The 15,874-nt window shown below is 59.6% G+C and carries 19 protein-coding genes and 1 pseudogene; 16 read left to right on the top strand and 4 right to left on the bottom strand.

Going from position 1 to position 15,874, the window contains the following annotated elements:
- From JHD67_RS22255 to JHD67_RS03365, 3 genes and pseudogenes are all read right to left on the bottom strand, one after another.
- Positions 1-490, bottom strand: a pseudogene (locus JHD67_RS22255) (transposase); the annotation flags it as partial.
- 14 nt (positions 491-504) lie between these two features.
- Positions 505-1,374 (bottom strand): ABC-three component system protein, encoded by an 870-nt coding sequence (locus JHD67_RS03370; protein ID WP_199097300.1) that lies wholly within the window; start codon positions 1,372-1,374, stop codon positions 505-507.
- A gap of 213 nt (positions 1,375-1,587) precedes the next feature.
- Entirely contained in the window at positions 1,588-2,886 is a 1,299-nt protein-coding gene (locus JHD67_RS03365; RefSeq protein ID WP_199097297.1) for an integrase arm-type DNA-binding domain-containing protein, read from the bottom strand.
- Positions 2,887-3,218: 332 nt separating this feature from the next.
- Between JHD67_RS03365 and JHD67_RS03360 the strand changes: the two genes are divergently transcribed.
- From JHD67_RS03360 to JHD67_RS03320, 9 genes are all read left to right on the top strand, one after another.
- A complete protein-coding gene (locus JHD67_RS03360) occupies positions 3,219-3,443 on the top strand; it encodes a hypothetical protein (RefSeq protein ID WP_199097296.1) in 225 nt (74 codons plus the stop codon).
- Entirely contained in the window at positions 3,436-3,699 is a 264-nt protein-coding gene (locus JHD67_RS03355) for a DUF2829 domain-containing protein (protein WP_199097294.1), read from the top strand. Before JHD67_RS03360 ends, JHD67_RS03355 begins: the two co-directional genes overlap by 8 nt.
- Positions 3,696-4,280, top strand: coding sequence for a Gp49 family protein (locus JHD67_RS03350; protein ID WP_199097292.1), 585 nt, complete (start codon positions 3,696-3,698; stop codon positions 4,278-4,280). The genes JHD67_RS03355 and JHD67_RS03350 overlap by 4 nt, the downstream gene beginning before the upstream one ends.
- Positions 4,281-4,357: 77 nt before the next feature.
- Positions 4,358-5,401 (top strand): hypothetical protein, encoded by a 1,044-nt coding sequence (locus tag JHD67_RS03345; RefSeq protein ID WP_199097289.1) that lies wholly within the window; start codon positions 4,358-4,360, stop codon positions 5,399-5,401.
- A gap of 10 nt (positions 5,402-5,411) precedes the next feature.
- A complete protein-coding gene (locus tag JHD67_RS03340) occupies positions 5,412-5,906 on the top strand; it encodes a hypothetical protein (protein WP_199097287.1) in 495 nt (164 codons plus the stop codon).
- Between the two features lie 130 nt (positions 5,907-6,036).
- Positions 6,037-7,209 (top strand): VWA-like domain-containing protein, encoded by a 1,173-nt coding sequence (locus tag JHD67_RS03335; RefSeq protein WP_199097285.1) that lies wholly within the window; start codon positions 6,037-6,039, stop codon positions 7,207-7,209.
- Positions 7,210-7,414: 205 nt separating this feature from the next.
- Entirely contained in the window at positions 7,415-7,855 is a 441-nt protein-coding gene (locus JHD67_RS03330; protein ID WP_199097283.1) for a hypothetical protein, read from the top strand.
- A 21-nt stretch (positions 7,856-7,876) separates the two neighbouring features.
- Entirely contained in the window at positions 7,877-8,677 is an 801-nt protein-coding gene (locus JHD67_RS03325; protein WP_199097281.1) for a thymidylate synthase, read from the top strand.
- A gap of 263 nt (positions 8,678-8,940) precedes the next feature.
- The gene (locus JHD67_RS03320; RefSeq protein ID WP_199097279.1) at positions 8,941-9,327 is read left to right on the top strand and encodes a helix-turn-helix domain-containing protein; all 387 of its coding nucleotides are present in this window, start codon (positions 8,941-8,943) and stop codon (positions 9,325-9,327) included.
- 65 nt (positions 9,328-9,392) lie between these two features.
- Here JHD67_RS03320 and JHD67_RS03315 read toward each other — a convergent pair whose 3' ends face one another.
- Positions 9,393-9,551 (bottom strand): hypothetical protein, encoded by a 159-nt coding sequence (locus tag JHD67_RS03315; protein WP_199097277.1) that lies wholly within the window; start codon positions 9,549-9,551, stop codon positions 9,393-9,395.
- A 94-nt stretch (positions 9,552-9,645) separates the two neighbouring features.
- On the opposite strand from JHD67_RS03315, the gene JHD67_RS03310 reads away from it, so the two are divergent.
- The 7 genes from JHD67_RS03310 to JHD67_RS03280 all read left to right on the top strand — a co-directional run bounded on the left by JHD67_RS03310 (position 9,646) and on the right by JHD67_RS03280 (position 15,804).
- Positions 9,646-10,110 (top strand): D-Ala-D-Ala carboxypeptidase family metallohydrolase, encoded by a 465-nt coding sequence (locus JHD67_RS03310; protein ID WP_199097275.1) that lies wholly within the window; start codon positions 9,646-9,648, stop codon positions 10,108-10,110.
- 81 nt (positions 10,111-10,191) lie between these two features.
- Positions 10,192-10,572 (top strand): hypothetical protein, encoded by a 381-nt coding sequence (locus tag JHD67_RS03305; RefSeq protein WP_199097273.1) that lies wholly within the window; start codon positions 10,192-10,194, stop codon positions 10,570-10,572.
- Positions 10,569-10,724 (top strand): hypothetical protein, encoded by a 156-nt coding sequence (locus JHD67_RS03300; RefSeq protein WP_199097271.1) that lies wholly within the window; start codon positions 10,569-10,571, stop codon positions 10,722-10,724. The genes JHD67_RS03305 and JHD67_RS03300 overlap by 4 nt, the downstream gene beginning before the upstream one ends.
- Before the next feature lie 308 nt (positions 10,725-11,032).
- Complete coding sequence (locus JHD67_RS03295) at positions 11,033-12,304, top strand: AAA family ATPase (protein ID WP_199097269.1); 1,272 nt, start codon at positions 11,033-11,035, stop codon at positions 12,302-12,304.
- Positions 12,305-12,314: 10 nt separating this feature from the next.
- On the top strand, positions 12,315-12,845 hold the full coding sequence (locus tag JHD67_RS03290; RefSeq protein WP_199097267.1) for a hypothetical protein: 531 nt from the start codon (positions 12,315-12,317) through the stop codon (positions 12,843-12,845).
- The gene (locus JHD67_RS03285) at positions 12,842-15,373 is read left to right on the top strand and encodes a DNA polymerase (protein WP_199097265.1); all 2,532 of its coding nucleotides are present in this window, start codon (positions 12,842-12,844) and stop codon (positions 15,371-15,373) included. Before JHD67_RS03290 ends, JHD67_RS03285 begins: the two co-directional genes overlap by 4 nt.
- Complete coding sequence (locus tag JHD67_RS03280) at positions 15,370-15,804, top strand: hypothetical protein (RefSeq protein WP_199097263.1); 435 nt, start codon at positions 15,370-15,372, stop codon at positions 15,802-15,804. Before JHD67_RS03285 ends, JHD67_RS03280 begins: the two co-directional genes overlap by 4 nt.
- Positions 15,805-15,874: the final 70 nt, after the last annotated feature.

The raw sequence follows: 15,874 nt of genomic DNA, 5'->3' as shown, positions 1-15,874 counted from the left end.
CCCTTCACGTTACGCAGGTACAGGAAGCACAAGCCGAAGCCCCAGTTCCGATGATTGTCGGTCAGACGCAGTAGCCAGTTCGCAATCTCTTCGTTCTCGGCATTCCGCTGGCCGACGTACCGATAGCAGCTCTGGCTGATCCCGAACGCCTCGCATGCCAGCCGGATCGACACGCCCCGACTAGACGCCGCTTGCATGGCCATCTCGCGCCGACGAGATGGCCTCAGTCTTTTTTTGCGAGCGCCTCCGCAACGATCTCCGCCTTGATCTTCTCCTCGACGTACATCTTGCGCAGCCGGGCATTCTCGGCCTCCAGCTCCTTCATTCGGGCAATCAGTGAGACATCCATGCCGCCGTACTTCGATCGCCACTTGTAGAACGTCGCCGTGCTGATACCCAGCTCCCGGCATAAGTCCGGTACTGCCAGCCCCGACTCCACGCGCTTCAGCGCGTCCATGATCTGGCTGTCCGTAAATCTCGACTTCTTCATTCTGTAGAATCCTCTCAACGAGAAAATTCTACTTCTGATCCCGAGGGTTCTGCGGGGGGACTACCCGCAATGGCTGGCATAAGAGCATCAACCAACTGCAGCAATTTTTCGTCACCCGATAGTTCATCCTTCAATGACATGTATCTACTGCGTATGTCTTCAGCAACCGTCTGACGCCACCACGTATCGCGAGCATCCAGAAACTTGTCCACTATGTGGCTTTGGCGCGCGTAATTGAGAAGCAGGCTTTTCGCGTCATCGGAGAAGCCGTTGAAAACAGCTTTTGCTTCGAACATTGCTGGTGGCTTTATTCCACCAATCACGAGCGAGTCCTTACTATTGGCCAGATCGACAAGAAGGTCACCCAAGCTGCTCAAGTCCAAATTGGTGGGAACGTTTGATGGAACGCCACCAATAATCGACTCTTGCTGATTTGCAGGAAGGCCGATGAACTTTTTAAGCAGATGTTGAGTGCCAATCGGGTAGCACTCATCCAATTGCGGATGATCCGCCAAAATAGCCTCATGGACAGGAACAAGCGGCTCCGGCAATCCCTTGAAGCGGTCATTAAGCACGAAGTGCCAACGCCTTAAGGCTGTCTTCGTCGACAAGAGCTTCGAAAAGTCCTCTTCTGCCTTATGACATGCAGTGAGAACATCGACGGGCTTGAAGGCACTAGTCGGTGCGTACAACTGAAAGTAACGCTGCTCAGTGGCAACGTACCCATCATTGCCTCGATCTCCTTGCGATCCCCACGGCGCAACTGATACATAGCTTTCGTAGGCGAAAGACATCAGCTGATTGAAGACATCCTGAAAAGCTTGTCCGCCGCTTTCGTGCAGCCTGTTCCTAAAGATCACATTGTGAACAAAGGTTGCGTCCATGCTCCCCTCAGCTATCGCAACGAATGGTTGGAGTATAGGAGCCACACTTCTGTCAAGCTAGCTTGGCGGCTGCAATCCTCACTTTTACTCGACAGCCCGGCAAAACCGAAGGTCTCGGCTTCAGAGCCTCGCTCCGAGGCAGGGTTGCCATGAAAGCAAAGAGAGCGACAAGCGGAAGGCATCCAGAGAAACTGAAGACGCCCCGAGCACATTCTAGCCAGCTGTACGCTGAAGCCTTAGCACACTGCTTCCGGTCTTTAACTCATCCAAATAGTCAGCCCACGACTGCACTATTAGCCGCCGCTTCTCTCGAAACTTGACCCGAGCATAGGCGGCATCGAGCTCGTTTTTTGGAGCATGCGCCAGCTGCGCTTCTAATACATCAACATCGACTTCGAGCCGTTCGCGCCCAAGGGTGCGAAATGATGCCCTGAAGCCATGTGTCGTATGCTCACCTCTAAAGTTCAAGTCGCGCAGCGCTTTACTTAGGGAATCACGTGAGAGATGTGCTGACTTCTGCCTAGCCTGCGGAGGAAAGACATACTCAGCGCCATGGCTTCGTTGTTGCATTTCCTTAAGCGCTTCGATGGCTTGGGTCGGTAAGGACGTGTCGAAGTCGACGCCGGTCTTCATGCGATTTCGCCCATCTGGCTCCTTGCCGGGTATGCGCCACTCTGCGCGCTCCAAATCAATTTCTGACCAACGAGCGCTTGCAACGACTCCCGATCGCACGGTGGTCCATGCAGCTAGAAGCAGGGCTGCACGCACCACCCGGTTGCCGTACCCGTCTATCGCCCGCATCAGATCACCCAGTCGACTCTCATCATCAGTGACCGCAGGCATATGACCAGCGCGGCGAGTGGGAAGCAGTCGATCTAGCCGTAATCTACTTTCCTCAGGCCTTAGCCCTTCGTCGATAGCTTGGTCCACTATCCGACCGATAAATTGTCTCGCCTTTCTTGCAAGCTGAGGTGTGTCTTCATTCATCCTGAGAAGCAGCGGCCGAAAGTCTTTAACCTGCAAGTTGCGGATGTCTAAGTCACCAATCTCTTCGACAAAGTACCCTTCCACCACGAGCCGGGCCTTGCGGTACGTTTCCTCCGCCCAATGAGGCTGGCTATCCGCCAACCATCGCCGCGCAGTCGCCTTCAGTGTGGTGCGTTCGGCCTCTGCCTCAGCACGCCTCTGTGCTTCATCCTCGGCGGCATCAGACGCACTAGCCATTTGCTGCGCCTTACGAACACCCGGAGTCGCCTTCCCGGCCTTAGCGTCCTGCTGAATCTGGATTGCCCGTACACGCGCATCTGCCAGCGACATTGCAGGGTAATAGCCGATGCTGGCCGGTGTGGCTGTTTTGCTACCCGGAAGTCGATAGCGGACCACCCACGTCTTCAATCCAGCCTTGCTGACTTGAAGGTAGAGCCCCTTGCCATCCGGAAGCGTGTAAGCCTTTTGCTTCGCTCTAGCATTGCGGACTTCAAACTCCGTAAGAGGCTTTGCATGCTTAGGCATTAGCGGGGACCATCTTGTGTATGAAATCCATGTTCATGCACAAGAGCATACACAACATTCTGGGATCTGCTGAGACACCCTGAGAACGGCAGACACAAAAAACCCCGCAGAATGCGGGGTTTAGTGCGTTTCATGAGACTCACTGAGACTCCCTGAAACTTCTATTGGTGCCCAAGGGGGGCATCAGCAGACCGCATTCTAGCGCGGTTTGTAGCCGTTCTGGTGCAATTCTGGTGCAGCTTTTTCAAAGTTGCCCAACGTTGCTGAAGACCGGTACCCAGTTGCCGAATGCGAGTCCCCAAAGGGTACTCGAACCGATTCGGAGCGACGCATTGAAATACGTCTATTACAGCGCCGTCGAGGAGACCATCTACTTCCTCGATCACCGGGTCGAAGACCACGGTGAGCTGATCGGCACGATCAGCCAGCTGCCCCCGCGCCCCGCCTTCGTCGTCCACTCCCTGCTCTACAACGCCGGGTACCACGACCTTACCGGGCTGACCTTCGTCCATGGCGAACGCCAGTCCCCCTCGCAACAGGAACCACCGCATGAGTAATGGAACGATGGACTTCGGCGCCGCGCTGAAGGCCCTCAAGGAAGGTCGCCGTGTCGCCCGTCAGGGTTGGAACGGCAAAGGCCTGTGGCTTGAGCTGCAGCGCCCCGACGCCCACTCGAAGATGACGCTCCCGTACATCTTCATGTCCTATCCCAAGGACGCCCAGAACACCCCGGGCGCCCGGGTACCGTGGTTGGCCAGTCAGACCGACGTGCTGGCTGAGGACTGGATCGAAGTCGAAGGGGAGCAGGCATGAGCCAGATCACCCCGACCATCGGTCGCCGCATTTGGTACTTCAAGCACCGCCGCGACAGTGGCGTCATGACGATCGACGACACCCAGCCGTGCGATGCCGGCATCGTGTTCGTCCACCCGGACGGCAAGGTCAACCTGCAGGTCAACGACCACCGGGGTTTCATCACCGGCGTCGAGGAGGTCGAGATCATCCCCCTGGATGTGATTCCGCCGTCCGATGGCGGCTACGCCCAGTGGATGCCCTACCAAGTCAAGGCCGACGCCGATCGCAAGACCCGCGAGAACCAGGCCGAACCCAACCGCAGCTCGCCCAGCGACGTGCGGGTGACGCTGGACGACATCAACGCCCTCAAGGCCCGGGTGATCTACAGCGTCGAGAACCGCCCCCTGGGCACCACCAGCACCTTCGTGCATGCGTACCTGGACGGCACCTTCTACCTGGCCACCGGCCACTCGGCGTGCGTCGATCCGGCCAACTACGACCAGGCCAAGGGTGAGCAGTTCGCCCGCAAGGACGCCGAACAGAAGGTCACCAACAAGCTCTGGGAACTGGAGGGCTATGCCCTCTACAAATTCCTGTAGTAATCTTTCCAACTACTCCAACAACGGGAGCCCCACCAGGGGCTCTCTTTTTTTGTCCACCTGAACCAGAGAATCCTATGGCAACGCTTTCCCACCTCACTGTCCCTCCCTCCAAGGCCCGTGCTCTAGTGGTGCGCTGCCTGCTCGCCGGCCTCGTGCCGTATGTCCGCTCCAGCCCGGGTATCGGCAAGAGCGACATCATGAAGTCGATCGCCGACGAGTACCGCCTGAAGCTGATTGACCTGCGTCTCAGCCAGTGCGACGTCACTGATCTCCACGGCTTGCCTCGCTTCACCAACGATGGTCGGGCCGAGTATTCCCCGTTCTCCAGCTTCCCTCTCGAAGGTGACGAGCTGCCGCTGCACCCCGATGGCCAGCCTTACGAGGGCTGGTTGTTGTTCCTCGACGAGATCAGCTCGGCGGGCAAACAAATGCAGGCGGCTGCCTACAAGCTGCTGCTCGACCGCATGGTCGGTCAGAGCAACCTGCACAAGAAGGTGCTGCTGGCCTGCGCCGGCAACCTCGAGACCGATCGTGCCGTGGTGCACGGTACGAGTACCGCCATGCAGTCGCGTCTAGTTCACATCGAGATGCGCTGCGACCACCGCGAGTGGATGCAGTGGGCCAGCAAGCAAGGCATCGACAGCCGCATCATCGGCTTCCTCGAGTTCAAGCCGGACTACCTGCACAAGTTCGAGCCCGATCACCAGGACAAGACGTTCGCCTGCCCCCGCACGTGGGAGTTCGCACATCGCCTGGTCAAGGGCGAGTCGATCACCAACAGCGACATCCCGCTGCTGGCCGGTACCGTCTCCGCCGGCGTGGCGCAGGAGTTCGTGCAGTTCGCACAAATCTACGCGGATCTGCCGAAGATGAGCGACATCCTGAAGGATCCGAAGTCGGCGCCGGTACCGCAGGAACCGAGCACCAAGTTCGCCATGTCCACCGTGGTCGCTGACCACTTCACCGACAAGACGGCCGATGACCTGGCCATCTACATCCAACGCTACCCCGTGGAGCACCGCGTGGTCATGTTGCGCATGGTGCATCAGCGCCAGCCACAACTAATGCGCCACAAGGCCGTCAGCGGCATGTTCCAAGAACTGCTCAAACATATGTGAGGAATCGGCAATGCCACACACAACCATGGTTACCGACAGGCTTGCCGAATCCTTACGGCTGATCGTTGCCCGAGTCCGCGTAGCCAATGCAGAGGGTAATCCGATTGCGTCGGCCCTCGTTCCAATGGCCTTGGCTGCACTGGCGAAATACGACGCCAATCCGCACCCCAATGAAGGCTCTATGCACGGGCAATGTCATGCATGCCAACCCACGCTTCAACACTCACAAGCCAATGCCATAAACCACCATGACACTGCTGCGGCGTCGGGAGATCAAATAATGGAAGAGCAAGCGCTGGCCAAGTTCACCGTGTTCGTTCAGCAGCCGAACGGCTACGGCACAACACACATTAGCAGCCACGAGGCGACCAACAGCGATGGCGCCGTTGAGGCAGCTTTGCGGGAAACGGCCAACGACTGGGGTTACGAATCCACCTGCAATCTTCGCGTGCTGGGAGTCGCCTCTGGCGACATCACAATCCTTGAGTGGAACGATCTCGAATGAAACCACGCATCAAGTGGTCAGGGCGATTCCAGCATTGGTGTCATTACTCGAGCTGGGTCTTCAACTCAGAGGACCGCATGGCGCTGATGTTCGTTCTGCAAATCAACCGGGCCAACGGGAAACGAAATTGATGGACAAGCAAAAGGCGCTCGACAAGGCGGTGCTGGGGCTGTTTCAGGGTCACGCCAGCACCTTCCTCTCCACGATCTACTGCAGCCTGAAATTCGTCTGGGACGAGAGTATCCCGACGGCCTGTACCAACGGGCTGGAGCTGCGGGTCAATCCGACCTGGTTCGTAAGCCTGTCGGAAAAGATGCGCGTCACCCTGCTGGCGCATGAGCTGTGGCACATCGCCTACATGCACATGGCCCGCGTGGGTGATCGCAACTTCCAGATCTGGAACATGGCCGGCGATTACGCCATCAACATCATGCTCGAGGAGAACGGCTACCACTTCGACCTGGTGCCTGGCACCAGCAAGAAGATGGGCCTCATCGACCCGCAGTACCGGGACATGAGCGCCGAGCAGATCTACGACAAGTTGGTGGCTGACTCCACCAAGGTCGAGCTGCCCTTCGGCAACGACTTCTCCCCGCTCGGTGGGAGTGGTTCCGGAGACTCAGACGATGCACCGAAACCGCTGACGGTCGAGGAGCAGGCCCAGATCATGGCTGCAGTGGTGCGCGCCACCACGATGAGCCAGATGAGCGATCGAGAGGCTGGCCAGCTGCCCGGCACGTTCACCGAGATGCTAGACGAGCTGCTCAACCCTAAGCTGCCGTGGCAGAGCCTGATGACTCGCTGGCTCACTGAGCGCAGTGAGTCGGGCTTCAACTGGCGGATCCCTAACCGCCGGTACCAGGACATCTACCTACCCAGCCCGGGTGGTGAAGAAGGCCTGGCTCACTTGTTGTGGGCCTTGGACGTCTCGGGCTCCGTCACCCAGAACCAGCTCCGGATCTTCAACTCCGAACTCAAGGGCGCCAAGGAGGCCTACAACCCTGAGCGCATGACCGTGGTCACCTTTGACACGGAGATCCAGAACACCTGGGAGTTCTCCAACGAGGACGACATCAGTGGGCTGTGCATCACCGGGCGCGGCGGTACCGACATGACCGAGGTCTTCGAGCTGGCTCGCAAGCTACAGGTCACGGCCATGGTCATGTTCTCGGATATGTGGTGCAACATCCCTCCACAAATCCCTGGCGTTGCGGTGCTCTGGCTGTGCTACGACAACCCTAAATGGACGCCTCCATATGGGGATGTCATTTATGTAGACAGCACTCCATCAATTCCTGCATGATCCCGTTTGCCTGGGGGGCTCCTACTCCAGTCCTGCAACCTGACAGGATCGAAGCCCGGTATGTCCTGACCACCCTGCCCCCATCGCTTTGCCACGGGGCGGTCAAGGATCAAGGAAGGGAGCCTTAAAGTTTGACTTCCAAATACCAGGAACAGGCGGTTCGCTCCCCACGAGACGGGGGGTTTCAAATTCGATGTGAGTGGGCATGGCGCTGAAATACGATCGTCTAGACGCTGAGTTGTTTACGTGGCTTCGCCAAAACCGGCGTGGTGTCACGACAGCCAAAGCCATCAACGCGCTCGGCGTCAAATGCACCACCGCAAAGCGGCACGTCTCTCGCCGCTTCAGCCAGCTCGAGGATCGCGGTGTCCTGGTCTGCGATATTCAAGGCACCACCCGTGTCTGCCAGGTCGTCACTGACCCGCCGGCAACCTTGGCCAAGCAGCGTGTCACCACCGCATCGGCCGAACCAGTGAATCAAAACATCCCCGCCAGCAACGCCGACGAGTTCGTCGCTTTGGGCGGCCGTATCGAACGCATCCCTGCCGCCTGGGAAAACCCCAGCCTCGTGGCCCGCAAGGGATCTCTCCCAATCGGTCTGGGCACGCAAGCGCTGCCCTACTACCGCGTGGACGCGTTCGAGTAACCCCCACCAGGGAAAACCCACATGAAGCAGTATCACGACCTGCTGCGCCATATCCTGGCGAACGGCACGGACAAGTTTGACCGCACCAGTACCGGTACCCGCAGTGTGTTCGGCTACCAGATGCGTTTCGACCTGAACCAGGGCTTCCCCCTGCTCACCACCAAGCGCGTGCCTTGGAAGGCCGTAGCGCATGAGCTGCTCTGGTTCCTCAGCGGCAGTACCAACATCAAGTACCTGCGCGATAACGGCGTCACTATCTGGGACGAGTGGGCTGACGAGAACGGTGATCTCGGTCCCGTCTACGGCAAGCAGTGGCGCAGCTGGCCCAAGGGCGGCTACAGCAGCCGGACGATCGACCAGATCATGGACGTCATCAACGAGATCATGCGCAACCCGGACAGCCGACGCTTGGTCGTCAGCGCCTGGAACGTGGGTGAGCTGGATCAGATGGCGCTGCCACCCTGCCATGCTCTGTTCCAGTTCTACGTACAGAACAACACCCTGAGCTGCCAGCTCTACCAGCGCAGCGCTGACGTGTTCCTCGGCGTGCCGTTCAACATCGCCTCGTACGCTCTGCTCACCCACATGATCGCCAGCGTCTGCGGTCTCAAGGTGGGCGAGTTCATCCACACGCTGGGTGACGCGCACATCTACTCCAACCACATGGAGCAGGTGGAGCTGCTGCTGACCCGTGAGGAACGCCCGCTGCCGGAGCTGCGGCTCAACCCAATGATCTACCACATCGACAAGTTCCGCTTCTCGGATCTGGAGCTGGTCGGGTACGATCCGCACCCCACCATCAAGGCACCTGTCGCTGTATGAGCGCCCGGTGCGCACGGCCCAGGCACAAGCAACCCCTCACTGTTGTGCAGTGCCGGCGGATCATCAACGCCCGAAAAGGCGGCGCTTCAACGATGGATCTGGCACGTCGTTTCGACGTGTCAGACACCACGATCCGCAAGGTTCTGCGGGGTGAATACGTATTCCGTAAAAATAATTGATGTGATGGTCTATATTTAACACATCTTTAACATTGGATAATGTACGTTCGTGGCCCCTCCACCAATGATGCAAGAGAGGTTGTCATGGCACGTCCCTCCAAGCTCACGCAGGAGCAGTGCGAACGGATCCGCATGCTGAAGGACGAAGGCATCACCGCCCAGAAACTGGCGAAGCGTTTCAAGATCTCGGAGAGCTCGCTCTACAAGATCCTCAACGGTTCGTACCAGGCGGCGCCGGCCGGAACGAGCAGCTCGCTGCCGTTGCCCACCAAGGAAGATATGGGTGCCACCCCGTCCCTCTTCAGCAAGCCGCGTGGAGCTGAGCCGAATCCGCAGGATCGTCAGATCGCCTCTCGTGTCATCCGGGCTGCTGACGCCAGCACCCAGGAGCCCATCGACGAGGTCACCCTGGCAGCGGCTGAGCTGATCGTTGCACAGGCCCGCTACATGCAGATCCGCAAGCACAGCTGACCGGATCCACAGCACCAAAGAGAGACCCCGCCATTGGCGGGGTTTTTTGTGCCTGGTTGCCGGGCTCAGCGAGTCAACCAGAACAGCACGATACCAGCGACGATGACCACCGCAGCCTCAGCGAGGTAGTGCGGCCAGCGCTTGTTGGGCGGGCGCGGTAGGTCAGCGGCCGTTGCCGGCATATGCACGTCAGCCACTTCCGGCTTGGTAATGCGTCCAAACATAGGCGTCTCCTCGCGGCACCAGGGAAAGCAGCAGGCTACCACGTTGTTGGAGTAGTTGTAGACTTGCGTCCATCAATAACAGATGGAGCCCGCCGTGCCCCCTGCCGAGAACCAGTTCAGCAATATCGTGCTGGGCAAGCACTTCACCCTCCACGAGATGACCATCTCGCAGGAGGCCACTCGCCGTGGCATCGCCAACGTTCCCTCGGACTGGGACATCGGGTGCTTGCGTGACCTGGTCTCCCATGTGCTCGACCCGCTGCGTGAGCGGCTGGGCAAGGCGATCCTGGTGTCCTCGGGCTACCGCAGCAAGGCACTCAACGTGGCCATCGGCGGAGCCAGCAACAGCCAGCACTGTGTCGGCCAGGCCGCAGACATCAACGTCAAGGGAATGACCCCGGCGGAGCTGGCCAGCGCCATCCGCAAATTCAACCTCCCCTTCGACCAGCTGATCGAAGAGTTCGGCCAGTGGGTGCATGTCTCCTACAGCGCCCAGCATCGACGGGAGTTCCTGATCGCACGCACGGTGAACGGCAAGACCGTCTACACCAAGTCGTAAACCTTCCCTCCGTGCCGTCCTTACCGCCCTTCACCGGGCGGTCCTTTTCCCTGGGCACCACGCACTTTCGAGAGAACCTGCATGAATCAATTCGTCAACATCAAGCTCCCCAGCAAGCCGATCCAGGCCAACATGGACATGCTCGCTGAGCGTGAGCGTGTCGGCGTGGGCAAGTACGGCGTCACCCTTGGTGATGCAGGCCTGGGCCATGAAGCACTGCTCCAGCATGGCCTGGAAGAGGCGCTGGATCTGGCCAACTACCTGCAGACCGCGCTCATGACCGAGCGCGAGAACGCCAAGTACAAGACCGAGCACGGTCTGCTGATGGAAACGCTGCGTGATTTCGCTCGCCGGATCCGTGCAGACCTGATCCCTCAAGACGACGTTGGCGAAGCCTTCCAGGATCTCCTGCACAACTACGTCATCCAGGCTTCCCGCCGTGGTGTCTGGACCCGTCCATGATCTGGCTAGTCCTGGGTGGGTTCCTGCTGAGCATCCTGGTTCCCATGGGCTTAGTTCTTGGAGTCGTGCTCGGCCTCAAGATGCTGCTCTGGTGGCTGGACAAGGCCATCGCATCCGACGATGATGCGCAGCCTCCAACAAAAACCCCATAAACTATCCAACAACACGTTACCTTGAGGCCGGCTTTGTCGGTCCCCTTCACTTTGGGATTTTTCAGATGGACGACGTTGAACTCACTTCCCTGCGCGAGGAGCACCTCTTGTCCTCCCTCGTGCGAGCACGCAAGCCCACCGGCCCGAAGCCGACCGGGAAGTGTCTGTGGTGCGAAGAGCCCATGCCCGATACCGAACAACGCTGGTGCGACGCCGGCTGCCGCGATGACTACGCCGCTGCCGAGAAGAACGCCCCGCACCTCATTCCCTAATCAGTGCCCTCCGGATGAGGGCACGCAGGAACATCCATGCTTACCCTCAATGCCGATCAACAGGCCGCAGCAGCGGCCTTTACCGCCTTCATGGTTTCACCCGAGCCCGAGCTGGTGATCTCCGGTCCCGCCGGCGTGGGCAAAACCACCTTGCTCAAGCACCTGATGAGCCTTAAAGACCCGGCCCTGATGTGCAGCCTGCTGGGCAAGAAGCCCATCACCGAGTGGGCGCTCACCGCCACCACCAACAAGGCTGCGGAAGTGCTGCAGGAAGCCACCGGCATCACCGCCAGCACCATCCACAGCTACCTTGGTCTGCGTGTCGTCAACGACTTCGAGAGCGGCCAGTCCAAGATCACCCGCAAGGGCAATTCAGACGTGGTCGAGAACACGCTGATCGTCGTCGACGAGTGCTCGATGGTCGACACGCAGCTGCGCAAATACATCGAGCAGTGCACGCTCAACTGCAAGATCATCTACGTCGGCGATCACTGCCAGATGGCTCCCGTCATGGAGACCATGAGCCCAGTGTTCGCTGACAACGATCCCGTCTACCTCAACACCGTGGTGCGCTCGCAGCACACCCCGGAGATCACCGCACTGTGTTCGCAGCTGCGTGAGACCGTGGAGACAGGTGTGTTCCGGCCCATGGTTGGCAACGACACCTCCATTCAATTCCTGGATCCAGCGGCGGCCGAGCAGGAGATCCGCAAGACCTTCTTGCACGACATGAAGGCCGATGCACGCATCCTCTGCTACACCAACGCCAAGGTGCTTGCGATGAACGGGTACCTCCGCCAGGCACGCAACCTGCCGGAGCGCTGGACCAAGGGTGAGTGGGCGGTCTCCAACTCCATGTCCTATGGCATGGGGTCGAAGAGCAACCGCCCCATGCTCCGTGTTGAGCAGGACGTCGAGATCCTCGACGTCTCCCATTCGGAGCCGTGGGCTGTCCATGTGCGCGGCAAAGATTACTTCTTGCCGATCTACCTCGTGCACACGCCTGTGGGCATTTTCCGTGTCCCGGTCGATGTGAACGAATACCGCGGCATGGTCAAGGAGCTGGCTCGCCTGAAGGAGTGGGTGCCGCACTTCAACCTGAAGGAATACATCGCAGATCTGCGTCCGCGTGATGCCTGCACCGTCTACAAGGCACAGGGCTCGACCTACCACACCGCCTTCGTGGATCTGGGCGACATCGGCACCTGCACGAATCCAGCGCAGGCGGCCCGCATGTTGTACGTCGCTTGCTCCCGTGCCACCCACCGCATCTGTTTCATCGGGCAGCTCCCCGCCCGCTACCGCTGAGGACACCATCATGTGCGCCCCTGACGAACTCCGAGAGTTTTCCAGGCAGTTGTGTGATGCCTTGCCTGCGCCATTCAAACGCACCATGGCCGGGCAGTTCGAGCAGATCAGCGCTGCGCACCGCAGTAATACCGGTGCCAACGCTTTTCTGTACGGGCAAGACGTGTACTTCGATACCGGCGTTGTGCTTCCCATCACGCGAGTGAAGGGCAAACCACAGTCGCTGGCGCCGGAGCTCCTGCCGACTTTCTTGGCCTGGCTCAAACCCACCAAGGAGATGCAGGCGGATCTCGATCGCATCCGGCAGGTGCTGGGCTCGATCGTGATGCGTGCGAAGTCCTGGCAGGACGTGCGGGACATGCTTCCCGATCGCCTGCTGGCGTTCTCCACCAGCACGCACATCGACCTGCCCCGCACCACGCCTGATCTGCAGGAAGCAGCCAAACAGGGCGGCGAGCCCATCTGGAACGCCAGCCTGACCCGCCTGTACGCACAGGTGGGCGACATCATCGACCTTTACCTGGGATACAAGTTGCTATGAGGTACCTCGTTTTCGGCGAAGAGACCAACCGTTACCCGGTGGCCTTGCTGACCCGCTATCTTCGGGAACGGGAGTTGGCCAACTACCTGGGCAGCCTTGCCAAGGACACGGTTGCCTACGCCATTACCACTGCGTCGAAAGCAAAGAACCCTGAGCTACTCGCGTATCTGAAAGAACTGCTGCCGGTGCTGTGCAGCCTGCAGACCGACTACCTGCTGGTGACCGAAGCCTCCCTGTTCAAGGTGCTGACCAAGCAGCAGAAGGTCAGCACGATCGGCGGCTATGTCTTCCCCTGCGTGATCGAGGGCTTCAAGCACATGTCGGTGGTCTACGTGCCATCGCCATCGCAGATCATCTACGACCCATCGTTGAGCCAGAAAGTGGAACAGGGCTTGAAGGCGGTGCGTGATCACCGCAGCAACACCTACATGCCGCCGGGCAGCGCCATCATCCACTACGCCGATTATCCCGACACGATCGAGGAGATCTCGGCGTGGCTGATGAAACTGCAGAACGTGCCGCTGGCGGTCGACATCGAGACCTACGGCCTGAAGCACTACAACGCGGGTCTCGGCACCATCACGATGTGTTGGTCCCAGACCGAGGGCATCGCCTTCGCCGTGGACAAGGACAATCCGCCGGAGAAAGCTCAGCTCATCCGGAAGATGCTGAAGAACTTCTTCATCCACCGGAACGCGCAGACGCTCTATCACAAGGGCAACTTCGACGTGTACGTGCTGGTGTACCAGCTGTTCATGCACGACCTGCTGGATAGCTCCGGCATGTTGTTTGGCATCGAGCAGCTGACCCGACAGATGGACGACACGCTGCTGCTGGCCTACCTGGCCACCAACTCGTGCGCGGGCAATGAGCTCAGCCTCAAGATGCAGGCGCAGGAATACGCCGGCAACTATGCGGTAGAGGTCAAGGACATCAGCGTGGTTCCGCTGCCCCAGCTCCTCGAGTACAACCTGGTCGACGGGCTCTCCACCTGGTACGTCTACAACAAGTGGCGCCAGAAGGTGATCGACGACCAGCAGGACGAGATCTACCGGAACCTGTTCCTTCCGGCGCTCAAGGACATCATCCAGATGCAGCTCTCGGGCATGCCGATGGACATGGCCGCGGTCGCCGCCGGCAAGGCGGAGATGGAAGCCGATCGTGATGCAGCCATTGCCGCGATTATGTCGTCCGATGCCGTGGCCAAGGCCACCCTGCGTCTCAATGAACGCTGGGTCGCCAAGCGCAACAGCGAGCTGAAGGTGAAGCGGGTTTCCCTGGCGGATGCCAAGGAGGTCTTCAACCTCAACTCCAGCCCGCAGCTGCAGGATCTGTTGCACGAGGTCATGGGCTTGCCGGTGTTGTCTCGGACGCCGACCGGCCAGGCCGCCACCGGCATGGATGATCTGGAGGCCCTGGTTCACCACTGCACCACCGACGAGCAGCGCGAGTTGCTTGGCGCCCTGGTGGCCTTCAAGCAGGTGGACAAGATCCTGACCAGCTTCATCCCGGCATTCGAGGCAGCGCCTCGGGCACCGGACGGCTGGCACTACCTGTTTGGGTTCTTCAACCTGGGCGGCACGCTGTCGGGTCGGCTCAGCTCCAACGAGCCGAACCTGCAGAACATCCCGAGCACCGGCACCAAGTACGCCAAGACCATCAAGAAGATGTTCAAGGCACCGAACGGCTGGCTGTTCATCGGCCTGGACTTCGCCTCTCTGGAAGACCGCATCAGCGCACTCACCACGAAGGATCCGAACAAGCTGAAGGTCTACACCGACGGCTACGACGGTCACTCGCTGCGTGCGTATGCCTACTTCGGCAATCAGATGCCTGACATCGAGGACACGGTCGAGTCCATCAACTCGATCCAGACGAAGTACAAGAAGCAGCGCCAGGACTCCAAGGCACCGACCTTCGCCCTGACCTATCAGGGCACGGCCCACACGCTGATGAAGAACTGCGGGTTCAGCAAGGAGCTGGCCGAGCAGATCGAGGCCCGTTACCACGAGCTCTACGTGGTGTCGGACCAGTGGGTGGCAGCACGCCTCGAGGAAGCCTCCCAGTGCGGCTACGTGACCGTCGCCTTCGGGCTGCGGCTACGCACGCCGATGCTGGCGCAGACGATCCTAGGAACGCGCAGCACGCCTCACGAGGCATCGGCGGAGGGACGCACCGCGGGCAATGCCCTGGGCCAATCCTACGGCCTGCTCAACACCCGTGCCGGTACCGACTTCATGCGCCAGGTCCGTCAGTCCAAGTGGGCTCACGAGATCCGTCCCTGCGCCCACATCCACGATGCCCAGTATTACCTGGTTCGGGACGATGCCGATTTGTTGGCGTGGGTGAACGATCGCCTGGTCAAGGCGGTGCAGTGGCAGGAGCTACCGGAGATCCAGCACGACCAAGTCAAGCTCGGTGGAGAGCTCTCCATCTTCTTCCCCACGTGGGCCAACGAATTGACCATCCCTAACGGGGCGGGCAGTGACCAGATCCTTTCACTCGCACAGGAACACCTGAACCAATGAACGACACCAACCAGACCGACACCGCCTCGAACCAGGAACAGCTGATCGACATGGCGACAACGCCGGCACCGATTCAGCGCTACCGCTACTCGCTGGTGCTGGCCGAGGTCATCTTCTCCACCAAGAAGGGCGTCAGCACCCACCGCGTCCAGCTCTTCAGCAAGGCCGACGTCGACACCTTCCCGGCCCAGCGCCTGCAACAGCTGCAGAACAGTGCCGCCATGCAGGTGCGTAACGACGTCGAGGACGAGAGCTTCAAGGCCCTCGAGGTCGTGCTCCTCAACATCCTGCCGCTGGGCGAGATGTCCGACGAAGAGTTCTGGGGCAGCCAGGCCAACATCCCGGGCAACCGTCCGCAGCTCCAGGAAGTGGACACGGCTGATGTTGTTGGAGTCAAAGACAACAACGTGGTGCCGATCCAGCGCCCGTAAATAACTGACGTTACTGCAAAACCAAGAAAGGGCCATTCCATTGTTGGAGTGTCCCTTTTTTATTGATACA

It is taken from the genome of Dyella sp. ASV21, assembly GCF_016428975.1.
Classification (GTDB): Bacteria; Pseudomonadota; Gammaproteobacteria; order Xanthomonadales; family Rhodanobacteraceae; genus Dyella.
The sequence above is the reverse complement of the archived record's forward strand: the minus strand, read 5'-3'. Positions and strand labels throughout refer to the sequence as shown.